Genomic DNA, 21,080 nt, shown 5'->3' with positions numbered 1-21,080 from the left:
CCTGTCTCCCATAAATGAGCATCTTTTGAGGACTCACTTGGGACTTACTTGGGACTTACTTGGGAAGAACTACGCACATAAAAAGGATAGTTATAACCCGAACGCATCCCGAAGACATAGAGAGAGCAATCCATTGGACGACAAGCACAAACCGCACTTTAGATTTGAGACGAAAAACGACACAAGATAACAATTCATCCGACAATTGTTTGGAATTTCGGGAAAGAACATGTAAATTTGCAGTATCAATACAAAAAACTTAGAGCATGAAGAAATACGATTACCTCATTGTGGGAGCTGGACTATATGGATGCACCTTCGCATACTTTGCCCAACAACAAGGAAAACGCTGCCTTGTGATTGATAAACGCCCACAACTGGGTGGAAACGTCTATTGCGAAAATATAGAAGGCATCAATGTCCACAAATATGGAGCACATATCTTCCATACATCCAACAAGAAGGTATGGGATTTCGTCAACTCATTTGTAGAATTCAACAGATACACCAATTCACCTATTGCCAACTACCAAGGCAAGCTCTACAACCTGCCTTTCAATATGAATACCTTCCACGAAATGTGGGGAATCAACACACCTGAAGAGGCTTTAAACATTATCGACGAGCAGAAACAGCAAGCCGTAGAAAAGATGAAAGCCGACGGAGTGACAGAACCTCGTAATCTGGAAGAACAGGCACAATTGCTTGTAGGCCGAGACATCTACGAGAAACTCATCAAAGGATATACAGAGAAACAATGGGGAAGGAAATGTACAGAACTGCCCGCATTTATCATCAAACGCCTACCTATCCGACTGACCTACGACAACAATTATTTCAACGACAAATACCAAGGTATCCCCATCGGAGGATACAACAAACTGATTGACGGTCTGCTTGAAGGCATCGACACCCAAGTCAACGCAGACTTCTTTGAAAATCGCGAATATTGGGAAGCGCAAGCGGACAAAATTCTCTTTACCGGAAGAATCGATGAATTCTACGACTTCCGATTCGGAAAGCTCAACTATCGTACCGTACGGTTTGAACATCAGACCTTAGACACTCCCAACCACCAAGGTAATGCCGTAATAAACTATACCGAACGCGACGTACCATACACCAGAATTATTGAGCATAAGCACTTCGAGATGTTCGGACAGGCCGTATATGACCTGCCCAAAACAGTTATTTCCAAAGAGTATTCCACAGAATGGAAAGATGACATGGAGCCCTACTACCCCATCAACGACCAAGCAAATACTGCTGTTTACCTACAATACGAAACGCTGGCAAAACAAGAAGCCAACGTGATGTTCGGTGGTCGTTTGGCAGAATACAAATACTACGACATGGCACCTATCGTGGAGAAAGTCATGAACTTGCCACTATTTGCCTCTGAAAGAGAATAGCAACTTAACTACAAAACTCAAAAACAACGGCTACATGATGTTGAGAATAGAAGCACCATTACTTCCCGTAGCCATTGCTTTGATAGTCGGCATCGTCATAGGCGAGTGGATAAAAGCCCCAATAGTGGTTTTCGCCGCAATGGCGGGAATACTTATCATAACACTCTTCCTCCGTTATCATCCCCGTTGGCAGACCACTACTATATTAATATGTGTAACGCTGTTCGGTTGCATCATACGACAATACCAAGAAAACAACATGAAAGTCTGTTGGCCGGAATATCCTGCAGAATGGCAAGCTGTAGTAATTGACGAACCGATAGAGAAAACAAAGACCATGACGGTTGATGTATTGCTGGCAAACTCCCGACAAAAGGTACGTTGCCATATTGCCAAAAGCAACGACAGCCAAGAAATATCCGTTGGCGACGGACTGATTCTGACAACACACATCCATGAGATTAGAAACAAAACATCCAATTTACACCATTCTACAACACGCCAAGATTCTAACAAGATCGCTTCTGATCATTTGAAACAACAAAATCATTCTAAAAACCAAAACCACAGCACCTTCGACTATCAACGATTTATGGCAAGCAGAGGATTCACAGGCGAAGCATACGTACGCCCCTTTGATTGGGACTGGGGAATTGTGGATATCAGCCACCTCTCACGCATCGAACGTCTACGGCTGCGCTTCATGACCTATCGCAACATCCTGCTCAAGCATATCCAAGAATGGAAACTGGACAAAGCAACAGAAGGAGTCATCAAAGCCATGACATTAGGCGACCGCTCCGACCTCTCTCCTACCGTCAAAACCACCTATACTCAGGCTGGAGCCTCCCATATCCTCGCGCTGAGCGGCATGCACCTAACCATCATTTTCTTCATCATCAACCTTTTGATGAACTGGCGAAAAGCGGAACTCATTTCCCAAGCCATCATCGTGACCACATTATGGGCCTATGCCTTACTGGTAGGACTATCGCCAAGTGTCACACGTTCGGCATTCATGATATCTGTCTATGCCTTGCTTTCTGTTGGCTGTCGTGACTCTGCCCCTATCAACACATTATCATTCACAGCTATTGTCATGCTAATAATCAATCCATTAGCATTATACGACGTCAGCTTCCAACTCTCCTACGTTGCCGTATGCGCAATACTATTAGGAAACAGTTTCTTTAAAAAAGTCATCCCCATCGAATGGCTCATGAACCATCGGATAGTCAAATGGATATGGGGCATAACCCTTGTATCCCTTGCAGCACAAATAGGAACGGCCCCTTTGGTGGCTTATCACTTCGGAGTTTTCAACCCCTGCGCCTTGTTGGCAAACTTCTTTCTTATACCCCTTGCCACCCTAACCATTATCCTCACCATCCTCGCCTTGACAACAATATGGTTTCCGTGGCTATCCGACCTATTTGTCATAGCCCTTTCGTTCGTGGTAAAAACCATGAACCACCTACTTCAATTAGTCACAGAAATACCATACAGCCACCTCAATTTTGAGCCTTTTAGTGTGGTTTTGACACTATTTATTTACATACTCATGGGATTTGCATTTATTTTATATATAAAATATCTTAAAATGCATTGTATTATCAAATAATTGTGTACTTTTGTAACCATAAAACAAAAAAAACAATATTAGTACTAAACAACAAATTCATTATGACAAGTAACAACATTCCTCAAGTCAAGCTCGGCATCGTAGCCGTTAGCCGTGATTGTTTCCCCATTGCGTTGTCAACACAGCGTCGTGAAAACATCGTTAAAGCCTACAAAGGCGAAGTTTTCAACTGCCAGACAACAGTAGAGAACGAACAAGATATGCTTAAGGCCATTGAAGAAGTAAAAACTGCAGGTTGCAACGCATTGGTTGTATTCCTCGGCAACTTCGGTCCTGAGACTCCTGAAACTTTGATTGCTAAGAACTTCGACGGTCCTTGCATGTTTGTCGCAGCAGCAGAAGGCGACGGCGACATGATCAACGGCCGTGGTGATGCTTACTGCGGTATGCTCAACTGCTCTTACAACCTTGGCATGCGCCACTTGAAGGGCTATATCCCTGAGTATCCTGTAGGTACTGCAGAAGAAGTTGCCAAGATGATGGCAGACTTCGTTCCCGTTGCTCGTACCATCATTGGTTTGAAGGGTTTGAAGATTATCACCTTCGGTCCACGTCCTCAGGACTTCTTCGCCTGCAACGCTCCTATCAAGGGTCTCTACGAACTGGGTGTTGAGATTGAAGAGAACTCTGAGCTCGACCTGCTCGTTGCCTATAAGGAGCACGCGAACGACCCACGCATCGATGCCGTTTGCGAGGATATGGCTAAGGAAATGGGTGAAGGTCGCTACTATGCAGACCTCAGCCGTCGTATGGCACAGTTCGAGTTGACTCTGCTCGATTGGGCTGAAGCTCACAAGGGTTCACGCAAGTATGTTGCATTTGCCGACAAGTGCTGGCCTGCATTCCCAAGCCAGTTCGGTTTCGAGCCTTGCTATGTCAACAGCCGTCTCGCCAGCCGCGGTATTCCCGTAGCATGTGAGGTTGACATCTATGGTGCACTCTCTGAGTACATCGGTATGTGTGCTTCTGACGATACCGTTACTCTGCTCGACATCAACAATTCTGTACCTCAGTACATCTACGACGAGGACATCGTGAAGAAATACGACTACAAACTGACCGATACCTTCATGGGCTTCCACTGTGGTAACACTCCTCAGTGCAAGATGTGTGCAAACCGCGCCATCAAGTTCCAGCTCATCCAGAACCGTCTGTTGGAGAACGGCTGCAAACCCGACTTCACACGTGGTACCCTGGAAGGCGACATCGCTGCAAGCCCCATCACATTCTATCGTCTGCAGTGCGACTCAGAGGGCAACCTTCGCAGCTACATTGCAGAAGGTGAAGTACTTGACGTTCCCACACGTTCATTCGGTGGTATCGGTATCTTCGGTATTCGCGAAATGGGTCGTTTCTATCGTCACGTCCTCATCCAGAAGGGTTATCCTCACCACGGAGCCGTTGCCTTCGACCACGTTGGCAAGACCCTCTTCGAGGTATTCAAGTATCTCGGCGTGAAGGATATCGCTTACAACCAGCCTAAGTCTCTGCCTTATCCCACAGAGAATCCATGGGCATAATACGAAAGTAACAATTCCCAAATAAAATCAGCAACGGCTGCCTCCATATCGGATGGCAGCCGTTTTCTTTATTTCCAATCTTTAAGCCCACATCTACAGAAAGGCCTATAAAACAGAAATCATTTCTATATTTGGAAACGTCCCAGACAATAGTCATTTGGTTTCACATCAATATAACCACCTTTTCCACGCACATACTCCATCAACTGACTGAAGGTATGGTTCATGCTGAGCAAAGCAGGATTGCCAACCATAATCAGATTCAACCGAGCACGAGTCATAGCCACATTGAGTTTGCGGTCGATAATCACGCCATTCTCTTCAAAAACATTATTGGTCAAGAAGTTGAGTTGATAGGGCTGATGAACAGTAAAACCATAAACGATATAATCGCGTTGACTACCTTGATAACGTTCCACCGTATCGATGGTAATATCGTGAAGGACGGAGATACCGTACTGATCGATTGCATTACGCACAGTTGAAATTTGGTTTCTATAGGGTACGATGACGCCAACAGTCGCTTCTATAGAAAACGAATGTTCCGTCAGTTTATAGATCTGAAAAACCGTTGCAGCAATCATCCGTGCCTCAATAGCATTTGTTTTTACCGATGGAGACAGACGTGGACGTTCAGCTGCCACGAAAGCGATACGATGTGTTGCCAACATCTTGACAATACCATTATCGGAGTTCACTTGGAGCTGTGGCAACAACTGATGGCCGAGCGGCACTACATCGAGTTTGTCACCATAGAAGGCATGGTTTGGAAAATCGGCAATATCCCGATGCATACGTCCCTGTTTGGTAAGCATATAGACAAATCGTGAATCATAACCACCTGCGGTCTTGAAATGAGCCAGCAAGCGTTCAAACAACGAATTACGACAGTCTGTGAGATGAATATCATGTAGTATGGTTTCGCTGACAGCCGACTCTCTTTCCGATTGTTGCACAACAGCGGGCAACTGTTTGTGGTCACCAATCATTACGATGCGATCTATAGCTTCCTTAGGACCATCATGCGCACTTAGCAATCCTATGAGATGTGGTTCGAGAATCTGTGACGATTCGTCGATAATGGCCAGCGAGAAATGTTTGAGAGAGAAGATAGACAGACTGGCGTTAAATGCCGCTGTTGTACCACAGAACACCCTTGTAGTATCTATCAACCGTTTGACAGCATTTCCTGTTTTCTCCTTGACTTTATTGCTGAGCAGATAATCACAATACTCTTTGGCGCAAGAGAGTTCACTACCAATACGTATAAAATCGAAATCAGCATTCTCTTCACGTATTTCCACCAGTTTGCTGCATATCTCATCAACCGCTCTATTGGTATATGACAACAACAGCACGCTGGTACCTTCTTCCAACAATTCTTCCTTGAGGAGATTGACGAGTCCATAGGAAGTTTTTCCAGTTCCTGGCGGTCCTATAATCAAGAAGAGGTCGCGTGCTTGCTTTGCACGAAGAGTCAAGGTATTGAAGTTACCATAGTTGCCTTTCAACACACACGAAGTATCAATCTTAGGATCGCGTTGCAATAGAATCAGATCACGCCGACTTTTGGTCGCAGAAAGAAAACTATGCATACCGCTATATAATGCATTGGAAGATGATTCAAACATATCATGTTCTATCGCCCACCAATCATCTTGATGGTCATCAAAGATTCTGGGATTCTGGGCATAACGAAGTCGAAGACGTATCTGTTGCTCACCAATATCCTCGATATTCGCCCTGATAATCATCTGCTGGCAGGCATCAGGCACCTGTTCTTTCTCATAACGATAGAGTATAACGATATCGCCCACACGGAAATTGGTTGCATCAGCCGACTCCGTGTCGTTGAACTTGAAAGTGACACTACAAACACCTATTTGATTACTCTCCATACTATCGATACTGAGGCTATCAAAAATATTTCCTGCCGCCTTTTTATCTTCAAGAGTGGCATGCCAGATATTGGCAAACCCAGAGTCCTCTTTTTCTCGGTTACCCACTTTTGAGAGGAGAGTCTCATTCTCGATAAATCGCATGAATCGAAGATAGTAAGCACGTTCAAGATCTGTAGCTCGTCCGATGGGATCAAGCAAGTCCGATAGTTCTTGCCGTGTATATCTTTCCCACAATCCTGTAGTCGACTTTTTGCTGTTTAGCATATCGGGGGTGAGTTGGGTTAGGATATCCATACCTTCTTGGGCATACATAATTTCCGACCATGCGATCATATTACGTATCTTAATGGCACGCAACAGCAGTTCGGGACTTTGCGGTACCATGAGCAGACCTTTTTCATACTTGGAATAGAGCAGCATCAGATGTTTGAGTTGTTCGGCATATTTATTGAACTGATACTGAAAAAGTGCACGATACAGGATAATCTGTACAGCATGGCATTCACGAGCTCGTGGCACATCGGGATCATAACCAGGAGTATTATAGCCAACAAACTCGCCTTTTCCTGATTTCTGCTCTATAATGGTATATGCCCCATCCTTTTCATAGAGCAGGTCGAAACGACCTTGTATGCCGAGCACATCGCTGAAGAAAGTCGGTTCGAGCATGACATCATTACTGTTATATTCACCAATAGCCTGAGGCAAATCATGCCCAATGAGTTTATCGATATTCCGCTGTTGCACGGCAACATCATTTTTAAACTGTGCGAAACCCTGCCTAACCTCGCTACAGGCTATCAGCGCCAACACATTATCTTTAACGAACTCACGGACACTCTCATCAACAGACACATGGCGACCATGAATGGTATCGTCAAGCATACGACCAGCCAGAAGGCCGAGATGGATGGCAAGTGTATTAGACTGTGGTTTGATTTTATTGATGAGGTTGACGACAGCCGACTCTGCATAAGTGGTGAAACAGTTGGCAATATTGGTGATATTGACCAGATAGTCAGGTTCTAGGATTATTAATTCTGGATAATATATTTCACCCCTATCGTCCTTACGGAGACGCACCAGATTGAGCTGTGCTCCATCCCATAAAGCATCTTTCAAATAGCCCCAATCAAACTTTCCCTCACGCGTCAATATTCTATTGTCTTTACCATAGCAAATCTTCAGCGTACTGTTGTTTATCTCATCCGTTGCCCAGATATAATCATCGTCCCACCGTTCGACAACTACACGCATGACACGCTCATCGAATTTTCCCCAAGTGGTTTTTCTGTCAGCAATGGGGAAATACCGCTTTAACGATTCCGGCAACGGTTTCTTTCCACAGATATGATAGACCAACAATGCAGTTGCCTTGAGGTTATGAGGAAAAGCATCTGCCAGCTTCGACTCCGTAAGAATGCCCTTTCTGTTATATTCAGGGAAGAGTTCTTTTCGCGTCAACTGTATGAGCGATGCCACCCGATATGGTATCTGATATTCCTTGATACAATAGTCTAATTTTGCAAATGCTCCCACAAAGGCGATGCGGCAGTCAGCAATGCCCTGTTCCACAACACGTCGGAACACATCTCTGACCATATCATATCTGACATTGACGGGATCGGCAGTGGTGCATGCCTTTTCTAGCAGCAGATAGAACGATGAAGCAGTATCCGGACCTATGGTTTTTACTGCTGTATGGTTTTGCCCTACCTTTCGTTCCCATTTTTTCTGACTATACACCTTATATTTCATAATTTTGGCATTTCTTTCATATCCTTCGACGTGCAAAGATACAAAATCTATCTCACAAGTCCTACACATTGACAGGATATCATGACACAAGGAAACAAAAACAAAATAGAAAAGGTAGCCTTTCGCTTGGTTGTTTCAAAAGAATTGCTTATTTTTGCAAACACATCACAAGATCCCCCCTAAGGATGTAATAGATTATCTACTAAAACAAACTACATAAACAAAATGACAAACAAGAAAAACATTTACCCATCCGGTGTCTTTAAGTTCATCATCATGGTCACACTGTTTCTGACCACTATAACAGTTGAAGCCAAAAAGAAAGCCACACCAGCCACATGGCCTGACGGAACAGTCATGGACGCATGGTTTACAAACAAAACAAAGATCAATCCGGAAACACTCGGCAGACAGTATATGGTTACTGACTACGGCGTGAACAACGACAGTACTATCGTACAAACAACAGCCTTGCAAAAGGTCATAGACAAGGCCGCTAAGGAAGGAGGCGGTGTGGTAGTTGTACCTGAGGGCACATTCCTCACCGGCGCACTTTTTTTCCGTCAAGGCACACATCTGCATATAAAACAAGGAGGAAAGTTGAAAGGTTCAGACAACATCATCGATTTCCCTGTACTGACCACCCGCATAGAAGGAGAAACCTGCAAATACTTCCCTGCCCTCATCAATGCTGACGGACTCGACGGTTTCACTATCACAGGTAACGGCACTATCGACGGTAATGGTCTGCGCTACTGGCAGGCATTCTGGACACGTCGGTCATGGAATGCCAAATGCACCAACAAGGATGAGCAACGCCCACGACTGACCTATCTATCCAACTGCCGCAACGTTACCATTCAGGATGTGCGACTTATCAATAGTCCCTTCTGGACCAACCACATCTACAAAAGCGACCATGTGCGCTACCTCGATTGTTATATCTATGCTCCTACAAGTGGCATCTATCCTCCAGATCCGAAACGCGGTGCCCCCAGTTCAGACGCCATTGACATTGATGCCTGCACCGATATTTTAGTTAGCGGTTGCTATATGAATGTGTGTGACGATGCCGTGGTATTGAAAGGCGGAAAGGGAACATGGGCCGACCGTGACTCCACCAACGGTCCATGTGAACGCATTCTTATAGAAGACTGCCACTATGGTACTGTTCATGGATGTCTGACGCTAGGATCAGAATCTCTCCACGACCGCAACATCATACTGCGCCGTTGCCATACCGACAATGCCAACCGCGTGCTGTGGCTCAAGATGCGACTCGACACCCCTCAGCACTATGAATATGTGACGGTAGAAGACATTACAGGCTATTGCCGTCGGTTCCTATTCATCCACCCATGGACACAGTTCTTCCAAAAAGGAGACCGTGATCTGCCTCCATCCCGATGCAACAACATCTCCATGCAACGCATAAAGGTAGAAACACCAGATATGTTCGATGTGAAGCCATCCGACAAATACATACTTGATGATTTCACATTTGACGGGAAACCCATGACATTCTAACAAAAAAACGACGGATGACCTATGACAGAAACAGCGGTCATCCGTCTTTCTTTTAAGAAAACCGTCATATCATCTACTGACTCAAGAAACCAAAGACAATGCAACAACAATACCACTTTGCCGTTGACCTCGGAGCAACAAGCGGACGCACCATCATCGGTGCCATTGCCAACGGCAAGCTACAACAAGAGGAACTGATACGCTTCGACAATCCGCTCATCACCACTGGCGGACATGTCTATTGGGACATCTTCGCCCTTTATCAGGAAATCATCAAGGGACTCACAACAGCTGCCAAACGACAACTCAACATCGTCAGCATAGGCATCGACACATGGGGTGTGGATTTCGTACTCGTGGGCGAAGATGATGCCATCATGCGCAATCCCCTATCCTATCGCGATCCATATACTATAGGACGCATGGAGGAATACTTGGAGCAAGTGTGCAGCAGACAACAGGTATATGAGACAACAGGAACACAATTCATGAATTTCAACTCGTTGTTCCAACTCTATGCCATGCGACAGGAAGGCAATGTAGCGCTAAGTCACGCCAAAAAGATTCTCTTCATTCCAGATGCCCTAACATGGATGTTGACAGGAACAAACATCTGTGAACGTACCATCGCATCGACATCACAAATGTTGAACCCAAGGACTGGAGACCTCGACCCCGCACTGTTAGAAACTGTGGCATTACAACGTAATCAGTTTGGCGACATCGTAGAACCAGGCACTATCGTAGGCCATTTGACAGAAGAGGTACAGCACCTCACTGGACTGGGATCCATACCCGTAGTGGCAGTAGCAGGACATGATACCGCCAGTGCCGTGGCAGCCGTACCTGCCACTGACAAGCACTTTGCCTATCTTTCCAGCGGTACCTGGAGTCTGATGGGTATAGAAACACCAGAGGCCATCATCAACGAACAAAGTCAGGCATACAACTTCACCAATGAAGGCGGCATAGAACATACGACACGTTTCCTCAAAAATATCTGTGGCATGTGGCTCTACGAACGCTGCAGAAAGGAATGGGGTGAAGAGGTCAGACAGATGGGACACGCCCAACTGCAGGCATTGGCCATGAAAGAGACGCCGTTCCGTTCGCTCATCAATCCGGACGACACCTCGTTTGCCAACCCAACAAGTATGACCACAGCCATACAGGACTATTGCCGCAACACCAACCAACCCATACCGCAAACCCCAGCAGAGATCTGCCGTTGTATCTTCGATTCTCTGGCACTTCGCTACCGACAGGTATTCGGATGGCTGAAAGACTTTGCGACAAGTCCTATCCACGTGCTCCACATCATCGGCGGAGGATCACTCAACAAGCATCTGAATCAGATGACAGCCAATGCCATAGGCATTCCCGTTATAGCAGGACCGCAGGAAGGTACAGCCATCGGCAACATCATGATGCAAGCCCAAGCAACAGGAGGTGTGACTACTATCTGGGAGATGAGACGCATCATAGCCGATTCCATCGAGATGCAACGCTACGAACCTAAAGACAAAGACGCATGGGATGCCGCATACTCGAAATTCTTGAAAATTACAAAACAACAATAATAAAACTAACAAAACAATGAAAACAGATCTGATAGAAAAGGCTTATGCCGTAGCGAAAGAGCGCTACGCTGCCATCGGTGTAGATACAGACGAGGCTATTGCACTACTCGAAAAGCAACAGATTTCACTACATTGCTGGCAAGCTGACGATGTAGTGGGATTTGAGCGCAACGATGCCTTGAGCGGTGGCATACAGACCACGGGAAACTATCCAGGAAGAGCCCGAAACATTGACGAGGTCAGAAAGGACATCGAATTTGTAAAAACCCTGATAGCAGGAAACCATCGTCTCAACCTCCATGAAATCTATGGTGACTTCGGTGGAAAGTTCGTTGACCGTGACCAATGCGGTGTAGAACATTTCCAGAGTTGGATAGACTGGGCAAAAGCCAACAATATGAAGCTCGACTTCAACTCCACATCATTCTCACATCCCAAGAGCGGCAGTCTCTCGCTGTCTAACCCCGACCAAGCCATTCGCGACTTCTGGATAGAGCACACCAAGCGCTGTCGCCGTATTGCCGATGCCATGGGCAAGGCACAGGGCGACCCCTGCATCATGAACATCTGGGTTCATGACGGTAGCAAGGATGTTCCTGTACAGCGTAAGAAATACCGTGAACTGTTGGCTGACTCGCTCGACCAAATCATGGCAGAGAAACTCGATGGAGTGAAAAACTGCTTCGAAGCCAAACTCTTCGGCATCGGACTGGAATCATATACTGTAGGATCACACGACTTCTATACCGCCTACTGTGCTACCCGCAAACAGATGTACACCCTCGACACCGGTCACTACGAACAGACCGAGAACGTTAGCGACTTTGTATCGACCCTTCTCATGTACGTGCCCGAACTGATGCTCCATGTCAGCCGTCCTGTACGTTGGGATTCAGACCACGTGACCATCATGAACGATCAGACGCTCGACCTCTTCAAAGAACTGGTTCGCTCAGACGCGCTCGACCGTGCACACGTCGGCCTCGACTATTTCGATGCCTCCATCAATCGCATCGGCGCCTATATCGTAGGCACTCGCGCCACACAGAAATGTATTCTCCAGGCACTGCTTGAACCCAAAGCCCTGCTCCGTGAGTATGAAGACAACGGCCAGTACTTCGAGCGCCTTGCCCTGATGGAAGAAGCCAAATCAATGCCTTTTGGTGCAGTATTCGACTATTTCAACATGAAGAACAACGTGCCCGTAGGTGAAGAGTATATGGCCTGCGTGCAACAATACGAGAAAGACGTGACATCAAAACGCTGATATTTGTCACAGAGATAACACGAAAAATCACCCCAAACCGCCTCCCCCTGCATCAGAGTGAGGCGGTTTCACCTTATTTATATAGGCTGTTTTTGAAGAATACCACAAACATGGTATGCGGAATGCCCCATATAGGGTATTTCGGGTATGCAGATTTCGCCGTACCTTTGCATCGTCAATCAGACAAACAGGATGAAGCGACAGCATAACATTCCATCACCTGTTACAGAGAACGACACAAAATAAAAAACAATATAAACACAAACTAAAAAGAAAGGAAACAAGTTATGAGCAACAACAAGAAACTTCACTTCGAGACACTCCAACTGCATGTAGGTCAAGAGCAACCCGATCCAGCAACCGATGCACGTGCCGTACCCATCTACCAGACTACATCATACGTGTTCCGCAACTCACAACATGCTGCCGACCGTTTCGGTCTGCGTGACGCAGGAAACATCTACGGCCGACTGACCAATTCAACCCAAGGAGTCTTCGAAGACCGCGTTGCCGCATTGGAAGGCGGTGTGGCAGGACTGGCTGTAGCCAGTGGAGCAGCTGCCGTAACCTACGCACTGCAAAACATCGTATTGAACGGTGACCACATCGTTGCTGCCGATAACCTCTATGGTGGTTCGTTCAATCTCATCACCCATACACTTGCCAACCAAGGTGTGACAAACACGATTGTCAATGTAAACGACCTTGATGCACTTGAAGCTGCCATTCAGCCCAATACCAAGGCAGTATATGCCGAAACCTTTGGCAACCCCAATGCCGATGTCACCAATATCGAAGCAGTAGCAGAAGTGGCACACCGCCATAACATCCCCCTCATCATTGACAACACCTTCGGCACCCCATACCTCATCCGTCCTATAGAACATGGAGCCGACATCGTCGTTCACTCAGCCACCAAATTCATCGGCGGACATGGTTCAAGTCTTGGCGGCGTGATCGTTGACGGTGGAAAATTCGACTGGAAAGCCAATGCCGATAAATATCCCACACTGGCCAAACCGGATCCCTCATACCATGGTGCAGTATTTGCTGATGTTGCAGGAGCAGCAGCCTTCGTCACCCGCATCCGTGCCGTCATTCTTCGTGACACCGGTGCCACGATCTCTCCCTTCAATGCCTTCATCCTGTTGCAAGGTCTGGAGACGCTGAGTCTGCGCGTAGAACGCCATGTAGAGAACGCGCTGAAAGTGGTAGAATTCCTCAGCAAGCATCCCAAGGTGGCTAAGGTCAACCATCCTTCGCTCGCCTCACACCCCGACCACGAGCTCTACAAGCGCTATTTCCCTCAAGGCGGCGGCAGCATCTTCACCTTCGAGATCAAGGGTGACGAGAAAGACGCATGGAAGTTTATCGACTCACTGGAGATTTTCTCCCTCCTCGCCAACGTTGCCGACGTGAAGAGTCTGGTCATCCACCCCTATACCACCACACACTCACAGATGAGTCCCGAAGAACTGGCACAGCAGCACATCACCCCCAGCACCATCCGCTTGAGCATCGGTACAGAACATATCGACGACATCATCGACGACCTATCCCAGGCATTCGACAAAATATAAACCGTAAATTCTAAATAACTATGGCAAGAATCGCAAAACAACTGACCGAACTGATCGGCCATACCCCATTACTCGAACTCACTAAGTTCTCTGCTTCCCATGGACTGCAGACCCCCATCATTGCCAAGGTGGAATATTTCAATCCTGGCGGCAGTGTAAAAGACCGCATCGCATTGGCGATGATAGAAGATGCCGAACAGCGGGGAATCCTCAAACCCGGTGCAACCATCATCGAGCCGACCAGTGGCAATACTGGTGTAGGCCTTGCATTGGTATCGGCAGTAAAAGGCTACAAACTGATCCTCACCATGCCCGAAACAATGAGCATCGAACGCCGCAATCTGGTGAAGGCATACGGTGCCGAGGTTCGGCTGACCAGTGGCAAGGACGGTATGGCAGGAGCCATCAAGGCCGCCGAAGAACTGCGCGACAGCATACCAGGCAGTGTCATCCTGCAGCAGTTTGAAAACGGTGCCAATCCAGCACGCCACTATGCCACAACCGGTCCTGAGATCTGGCAGGACACCGATGGAAAGGTAGATATCTTCGTAGCCGGTGTAGGCACAGGAGGAACCGTCAGCGGTATTGCCAAATACCTCAAGGAGCAGAATCCCAACGTAAAGATTGTTGCCGTAGAGCCCCTCTCTTCGCCTGTTCTTAACGGTGGTCAGAGCGGTCCTCATAAGATTCAAGGCATTGGTGCAGGTTTCGTGCCCAAGACCTATGATGCCTCGCTGATAGACGAAGTGCTCGACATCGACAACGACGATGCCATCCGCACAGGTCGCGAACTGGCACAGCAGGACGGTCTTCTGGTAGGCATTTCTTCTGGAGCAGCAGCCTATGCCGCCTCGGTATTGGCCAAGCGCCCGGAGAACGCAGGGAAAACCATTGTCACCCTATTGCCCGATACCGGTGAGCGATACCTCTCTACTGTGCTCTATGCTTTCGACGAATACCCACTATAAGCTTCATATTGACGTTATTTGATAAAAAAGAATAATAAAATTTTGTAATGTAACCTATTTTGGTTATCTTTGTGGCTGAATAACTATAAAGATATTCTCAGCAACAGATGCAAAGAAAACCAAACAAAAGGTTCATATATACATTGGTAGCCATAGTCCTTTTCAGCACTATGGCTGCCAATGCTTCGTCTTCCAACAATCATACAAGAACATACACCAACGAACATCCGCTGATCTATGAAGACTGTTGGGATATGTACCCCTACTCCTTTCTTAACGAGCAGGGCAAGCCCGACGGCTACAACATCGAGGTCATTAAGATGATCTTTGAGAAGCTCAAAATCCCTTATACCATTGTATTAAAGCCAGCCACACAAAACCAGGCAGACCTCAACCATGACAATGCCGACCTTATCGTCGTCAGATCAACAGGATTCTTCAGTCGCTTCGGCCATTATAGCCGCAACTCCATATCACTCATCACCATGAGTCTGGCAACACCAATCGACAAACCCGTCAACATCCATACGTTCAGCGACCTGAGCAAGCAGCGGGTCACTGTCCTCGACAGCGGCATGGTGCATCGCCTGATGATTGACTACGAATGGGGAGCGAATGCCATCCCCGTGAAAGACATCAACGAGGCCATTCTCAGAGTGAGCGATACCGAACAGGGGCAGGTCATCTGGTACAAGCCGTCGCTGGAGTATCTGAAGCGGACGTACGACCTCGACAACATCCAGATTACCGATGTCGATATCCCCCTGGGTGAGGCGCGTTTTGTATCCCACAACCAGCAATTACTAAACCAGATAGACAGTGTCTATACCCTGCTCAATTCCGAAGACCGCTTCGAACCGCTGCAGAACAAATGGTTCTACCCCGATCGTGGCGAATGGCAGATGCCGGCATGGGCATGGTGGCTGATGGGCATTGCCACACTGCTGACCATACCATTGCTGTATAGCCTATACTACTTCCGTCGCAAAGACAGGCAGCTTGCCAAGTCCTACGACTTGAAGAACCAGCGTATGTCGCTGATTCTTGAAGCCAGCGGCGTAAGAATGTGGACCTACAACGTCCACACCGAGTCCTTCAACTGGTATGATCGCGACAGCATGAACTATATCACCTATCCTGCTGAAGAATTCTCCCACCGCTACTACACTGGCGACTTCAACCGTCTGATGCGTGTCATCGAGCAACTCATAGACGGGAGCATCACCGACGAACAGGTATCGCTTGACATCAAGGCGATGGATGCCGAAACAGGCGACAATCAGGAACACGACTTCCAGATACAGCTCTCCGTCCTGCAGCGCAACAAGAAAGGCAACCCTATTGTCATTCTTGGCACGAAGAAAGACATTACCGACGAACTCCGCATGGAGCAGGATGCCGAAGAGCGACTCATTCGCTACAAGACCATCTTCGACAGTTCGACGATCGGCATCATCGTGTTCAACGCAGAAGGACAGCTCACCAATATCAACGAAAAGGCATGCAGCCTCTTCCAGTGCGACAAGAAAGACATCATCCGCCAGTCGCCCTCTTTCCGTACACTTTTCGAACTCGAAGAGGATCACATCGAAGCGTTGGACGGTGTATCGATGTGTCGGAAGGTGGACTTCGACAATCATCTCACCAGCAAGGAGCTGGGCCATATCATCAACCAGAGCGGCACACAGATCTTTGAGATTCACATGATGGTGGCTTGCGACGAAGCCAACGAGCACGCCAACAATCTGTTGGTGGTCGTAGAGGACATCCGCCAGCACATCGAGATCAAGAAGCAATGGAAAGATAAATTGGCAAGGAAACGAGACCTGCAGCATCAGCTCGACAACTATATCGACCATACCAACTACCTCTTGAAGGTCAGCGGCATGCGCATAGTGCGCTATTCTCCAGAAACCCATACGCTGTGTGTCAAAGACAATCTCAGCCATGTGCAGTACGAACTGACCCAGACCCGTTGCATGACATTGGTTCACGAGCGTTCGCAGAAACGCGTCATGCACCTGTTGAGCAAGATGGACAACCGTTCGCAGGAACCTTTCTGCATGGAGGTGATGACCGTCATCCGTTCGGGCGAGAACCCGTTGTGGCTCAGATTCTGCATGACACCTGTTCATGATGATATTGAAGAGAAAGACGCCTATTTTGGCATCTGCTACGACATCAGCGAACTGAAAGCCAACCAACTGCGTCTGGACGAAGCCTACAGCACCGCTCGCGAGATTGAGCATGCCAAAAACAGCTTCCTCAAGAATATGTGTTACGAGATACGCACACCGCTGACCGCCGTTGTGGGATTTGCCGAAATGCTCTCTACCGACATCACCCCAGAGGACGAGCATGTATTCACCAAAGAGATACTCGACAATTCCGACCACCTCCTGCGACTGATAGACGAGATACTCTTCTATTCGCGCATCGACTCCGACATGGTGAAGATCACCCCGACACCCACTGAGTTTACCGAACTCTTCAAGACAAACTGTCAGCGGGGATGGGACATGGCACACCCCAACGGTGTCAATTTCATCATGGAAATACCCTACGACCAACTGGTTCTCAATATCGACGGCTACAACATAGCCCATCTGCTCACATCGCTCATCAGCAATGCCGCCTTCAACACGAAGCACGGTTTTGTCAGAGTGCGTTTCGACTATATCGGTCGCCGTCTCATCATCTCCGTAGAAGATACCAGCGACGGCATCAGCGACCGCGAACTCCAACTCATCAAGCAGCATACCGGCGGCAGCATCGACGAGCGTATCGGCATCAGTCTGCCCGTCTGCAAGCAACTGGCAGAGATGATGAACGGCACACTGGAAATCAGTTCTGAATCAGGACAGGGCACCATCGTATGGGTCAGCATTCCCTGTCAGGCATCACTTATCAAACGTAAGAAGTTCATTTAACCATGAAAGTTAGTTTTCTGAGACATATCATGACATTGATTGCTGCCCTGCTGACCGTCAGCACGGCATGGGGAGACGCACCGCGACAGAAGACGCAGTACCAGCGCCGATACGACGCTGCCCACCCCGTCATCATTGTGGGCGACTGGGACAAGCCGCCCTATGAATTCCAAGACGACACGGGCAGGCCTGCCGGCACCAATGTTGAGATCATGACAGAAATATTAGACCAACTCGACATCCCTTATAAATTCGTACTGAAAGAGTGGGCCAATGCCCTCAAGACCTTCGAACGTGGCGATGCAGACCTGATTCTTGCCAATGTCGGACGCTACAGGAAACCGCCTTTTTGCTATACCCGCAACATCATCAACTACAACCGCATCGTGGCAGTCACCTGCGGCACAACATCGTCCAACAGTTCACTCAAAGAACTGGTGGAAGCCGGTACGGTATTGAAACCAGCCGACTATACGGAACATTATTTTCTTGAAGAAGACTCATCCTATCTCAGCCAATTGGAATTTCAGTCGCCCAAGACAGCCCTTATGGGCGTATTGGCACACGACTTCAAATACTACGTATGGGGTGAAGAGCCGCTGAAATGGAAAATCAGACAACTCAATATGGACAAGTCGGGACTCATCCTCAACGATGTGGGCATACCCGTCAGCGAGATCCATGTCATCGGACGCGATACGAAACTCATCGCAGACATCGACTATGTCTATTCCCAACTGAAACAGCGCGGACGGGTGGCACTCATCAACGACAAATGGCTGCATCCAGAGCGCATCCGTAAGAAAACCATCCCCATGTGGGGGTATCTGATGATTGGCGCGGTGATGTTTGCCCTGATGTGCTATATGGGCACCCGCATAGCGAGAGGGAGGGTGCGCGCCAAGAGCCAGCGCAACAGCGAACTCGATGCCATGATGACGCGTGCCCTGCAGATGGGCTACCACTACGTATTTCAGTACGACCTTACCTCGCGCATACTGGTCAATCAGTACGGCAGTCTGCTGCCCGACGAGGGTATGTCGTGGTTCGACTTCAGCCAGCGCCTCCACCCTGCCGAACGCAACAACTGGGTGAGACGGCTCGAACAGCTGAGAGACGGCAGCATGGACAAACACGTGGAACTGAGTGGACGATGGAATGCCGGCACTAAAGACAAGCCGATATGGAAACACCTGCGCGGCCACTTCGCCGTCGAGCAGGATGCCTACGGACAGCCAGTAAACATCTATGCCACCATAGTCGATAAGACCCACAACGTAGGACTGATCCACGAAGCCAACAAGATGGAGCGGAAGTTCCTGCAGTTCTTCCAATTCTCAAAGGTGGCCATGGCAGTCTATAACCAAAACGGATGGATAGAAAACAGCAACGAAGAGATGAAACGCATCTGTAAAGCTGATGCGAAAAACGCACGATTGCTGCAGAAGACTTCACTTTTCGACATGCCGATGTTTGCCGACGCCTTCAACGAGAGTCGCCACGACCCCATCTTCCTCTGCCACCTTGCCCCCGCAGACAGCGACCAGGGTCGCGAGGCATGCGTGGAATACAACGTCGTCCCACTCTTCGACTACTTCGGCCGTGTCTCCAACTACCTCCTCATGGCTTACGACATCAAAGCCCAGAGCGACACCTACCACCATCTCATCATGTGTCAGCACGAATGTGATACGCTCCAGCGATACATCGACTATAACGAGAAGCGACTGAAATTCATGTTGAATCACTCCGACTGGACGATGTGGGATCTCGATCTACGCAATAAGATGATCTACTATTCCCACACGCTGAAACATGCAGACTACGTCATCGAGTTTGAGAAATACCTCAGACAGTTGCCCCCGGAACTCTACGACGAATACAAGATCAGCGACGAGAGCATCGGCCTCTTCCAAGGACCATTCCACGTGAAGCGGCAGCTCAACTCCTCCGCATTCAGCAAAGGTCCGTGCGCCCACGACATCTACGGTCGCCTGCGCAAAGGCGACGACGGATCCACCCTGGGCTACAGCGGCATGCTCCACGACGTCACCAGACTGGAGAATATCAAGAAAGAAGTGGTCGAGATCAGCGAGAAAACCAAGAACAGCGCCCAGCAGAAGAGCGTCTTCCTCGCCCAGATGACCCACGAACTGCGCACGCCCCTCAACTCCATTGTAGGCTTCTCCGACATGCTGAAATATGCAGAATCAGCCGGGGAGCGTGAACGCTTTATCCACATCATCCGCACCCATTGCGACATCCTGGTGCGTCTCATCAACGGCATCCTCGAAGCCTCCACCATCAACGACAACCCGATGGACGTCAAGCCCGCCGAAGTTGACTTTGCCGAAGAGTTTGAATACCTCTGCCAATCCATCGAGATCCGCGTGCAGCGCCACCATCTGCGCTTTGTCACCTCCAAACCCCTGAAGAAGCTCAGAGTATCGATCGACATCGGTCGCGTGCGCCAGATATTCAGCAATTTTGTGAGCAACGCATTGAAATACACGAAGAAGGGCAGCATCTGGGTAGGCTATCGCCTGGAGAAGCGCAACGGTCAGATGGGCATCTATGCCTTCTGCGAAGACACCGGAACGGGCATACCCCACGACAAACAAAAAGCAGTTTTCGATCGTTTCGTCAAGCTCAACGAGTTTGTGCAGGGCACAGGCCTCGGCCTCTCCATCTGCAAGTCCATCGTCACCGCCTGCCATGGCGACATCGGCGTAGAGAGCGAAGTGAATAATGGTTCTAAATTCTGGTTCTGGATTCCTGTGGAGGTTATTGAAAAGGAATAGAGGTAAGGGCGCTTCACCCCGTTCTCATATACCAAAGTTATAGTTTTTCACAGTATTTCAACCACTCGACCACGTATCCACGTAACTTACTAACATAGAGATTATTATAGAGCGGTCGATTATTAGATTATCGGCCACATATACAAGCAAACTCTTTGTCAACATCGATACCAAGCGTTGGCAATATCTTTTGC

11 protein-coding genes are annotated in these 21,080 nt (G+C 48.1%); 10 read left to right on the top strand and 1 reads right to left on the bottom strand.

From position 1 onward, the window contains the following. Positions 1–266 precede the first annotated feature (266 nt). The 3 genes from glf (at position 267) to CIK89_RS05765 (ending at position 4,574) form a co-directional block, all read left to right on the top strand. Positions 267–1,412: a UDP-galactopyranose mutase gene (gene glf, locus CIK89_RS05775; protein ID WP_094390452.1), complete on the top strand. Its 1,146-nt coding sequence runs from the start codon at positions 267–269 to the stop codon at positions 1,410–1,412. Between the two features lie 34 nt (positions 1,413–1,446). After that, a complete protein-coding gene (locus tag CIK89_RS05770) occupies positions 1,447–3,033 on the top strand; it encodes a ComEC/Rec2 family competence protein (RefSeq protein WP_094390451.1) in 1,587 nt (528 codons plus the stop codon). A 62-nt stretch (positions 3,034–3,095) separates the two neighbouring features. After that, positions 3,096–4,574 carry an L-fucose/L-arabinose isomerase family protein gene (locus CIK89_RS05765; protein WP_094390450.1) on the top strand — a complete coding sequence of 493 codons (1,479 nt, stop codon included), beginning with the start codon at positions 3,096–3,098 and terminating at the stop codon, positions 4,572–4,574. A 125-nt stretch (positions 4,575–4,699) separates the two neighbouring features. On the opposite strand, the gene CIK89_RS05760 is transcribed toward CIK89_RS05765, so the two are convergent. Further along, positions 4,700–8,233, bottom strand: coding sequence for a DEAD/DEAH box helicase (locus tag CIK89_RS05760; RefSeq protein ID WP_158214979.1), 3,534 nt, complete (start codon positions 8,231–8,233; stop codon positions 4,700–4,702). Positions 8,234–8,458: 225 nt separating this feature from the next. Between CIK89_RS05760 and CIK89_RS05755 the strand changes: the two genes are divergently transcribed. The 7 genes from CIK89_RS05755 (at position 8,459) to CIK89_RS05725 (ending at position 20,886) form a co-directional block, all read left to right on the top strand. Beyond that, a complete protein-coding gene (locus CIK89_RS05755; RefSeq protein ID WP_371593287.1) occupies positions 8,459–9,760 on the top strand; it encodes a glycoside hydrolase family 28 protein in 1,302 nt (433 codons plus the stop codon). Positions 9,761–9,858: 98 nt separating this feature from the next. Further along, positions 9,859–11,340, top strand: a complete 1,482-nt coding sequence (locus CIK89_RS05750) for a rhamnulokinase family protein (RefSeq protein WP_094390448.1) — start codon at positions 9,859–9,861, stop codon at positions 11,338–11,340. 16 nt (positions 11,341–11,356) lie between these two features. Beyond that, positions 11,357–12,607 (top strand): L-rhamnose isomerase, encoded by a 1,251-nt coding sequence (locus tag CIK89_RS05745; protein ID WP_094390447.1) that lies wholly within the window; start codon positions 11,357–11,359, stop codon positions 12,605–12,607. Positions 12,608–12,894: 287 nt separating this feature from the next. Further along, entirely contained in the window at positions 12,895–14,187 is a 1,293-nt protein-coding gene (locus CIK89_RS05740) for an O-acetylhomoserine aminocarboxypropyltransferase/cysteine synthase family protein (protein ID WP_094390446.1), read from the top strand. A gap of 20 nt (positions 14,188–14,207) precedes the next feature. Beyond that, complete coding sequence (gene cysK, locus CIK89_RS05735) at positions 14,208–15,155, top strand: cysteine synthase A (protein WP_094390445.1); 948 nt, start codon at positions 14,208–14,210, stop codon at positions 15,153–15,155. A 170-nt stretch (positions 15,156–15,325) separates the two neighbouring features. Beyond that, positions 15,326–18,085 carry a histidine kinase dimerization/phospho-acceptor domain-containing protein gene (locus CIK89_RS05730; RefSeq protein WP_158214978.1) on the top strand — a complete coding sequence of 920 codons (2,760 nt, stop codon included), beginning with the start codon at positions 15,326–15,328 and terminating at the stop codon, positions 18,083–18,085. A 29-nt stretch (positions 18,086–18,114) separates the two neighbouring features. Beyond that, positions 18,115–20,886 carry an ATP-binding protein gene (locus CIK89_RS05725; protein WP_158214977.1) on the top strand — a complete coding sequence of 924 codons (2,772 nt, stop codon included), beginning with the start codon at positions 18,115–18,117 and terminating at the stop codon, positions 20,884–20,886. The last annotated feature ends 194 nt before the right edge of the window (positions 20,887–21,080 follow it).

The sequence above is a fragment of the Prevotella sp. P4-119 genome (assembly GCF_002251345.1).
GTDB lineage: Bacteria > Bacteroidota > Bacteroidia > Bacteroidales > Bacteroidaceae > Prevotella.
Note: the sequence above shows the minus strand (reverse complement) of the source record. Positions and strands in the feature narration are given on the sequence as shown.

Bases quoted from the DNA above. Each gene is read 5' to 3' on its own strand.
- CIK89_RS05765 (WP_094390450.1), top strand. From the start codon at position 3,096: ATGACAAGTAACAACATTCCTCAAGTCAAGCTCGGCATCGTAGCCGTT.
- cysK (WP_094390445.1), top strand. From the start codon at position 14,208: ATGGCAAGAATCGCAAAACAACTGACCGAACTGATCGGCCATACCCCA.
- CIK89_RS05730 (WP_158214978.1), top strand. From the start codon at position 15,326: ATGGCTGCCAATGCTTCGTCTTCCAACAATCATACAAGAACATACACC.
- CIK89_RS05725 (WP_158214977.1), top strand. From the start codon at position 18,115: ATGACATTGATTGCTGCCCTGCTGACCGTCAGCACGGCATGGGGAGAC.
- CIK89_RS05760 (WP_158214979.1), bottom strand. From the start codon at position 8,233: ATGAAATATAAGGTGTATAGTCAGAAAAAATGGGAACGAAAGGTAGGG.
- CIK89_RS05755 (WP_371593287.1), top strand. From the start codon at position 8,459: ATGACAAACAAGAAAAACATTTACCCATCCGGTGTCTTTAAGTTCATC.
- CIK89_RS05750 (WP_094390448.1), top strand. From the start codon at position 9,859: ATGCAACAACAATACCACTTTGCCGTTGACCTCGGAGCAACAAGCGGA.
- CIK89_RS05770 (WP_094390451.1), top strand. From the start codon at position 1,447: ATGATGTTGAGAATAGAAGCACCATTACTTCCCGTAGCCATTGCTTTG.
- CIK89_RS05740 (WP_094390446.1), top strand. From the start codon at position 12,895: ATGAGCAACAACAAGAAACTTCACTTCGAGACACTCCAACTGCATGTA.
- CIK89_RS05745 (WP_094390447.1), top strand. From the start codon at position 11,357: ATGAAAACAGATCTGATAGAAAAGGCTTATGCCGTAGCGAAAGAGCGC.
- glf (WP_094390452.1), top strand. From the start codon at position 267: ATGAAGAAATACGATTACCTCATTGTGGGAGCTGGACTATATGGATGC.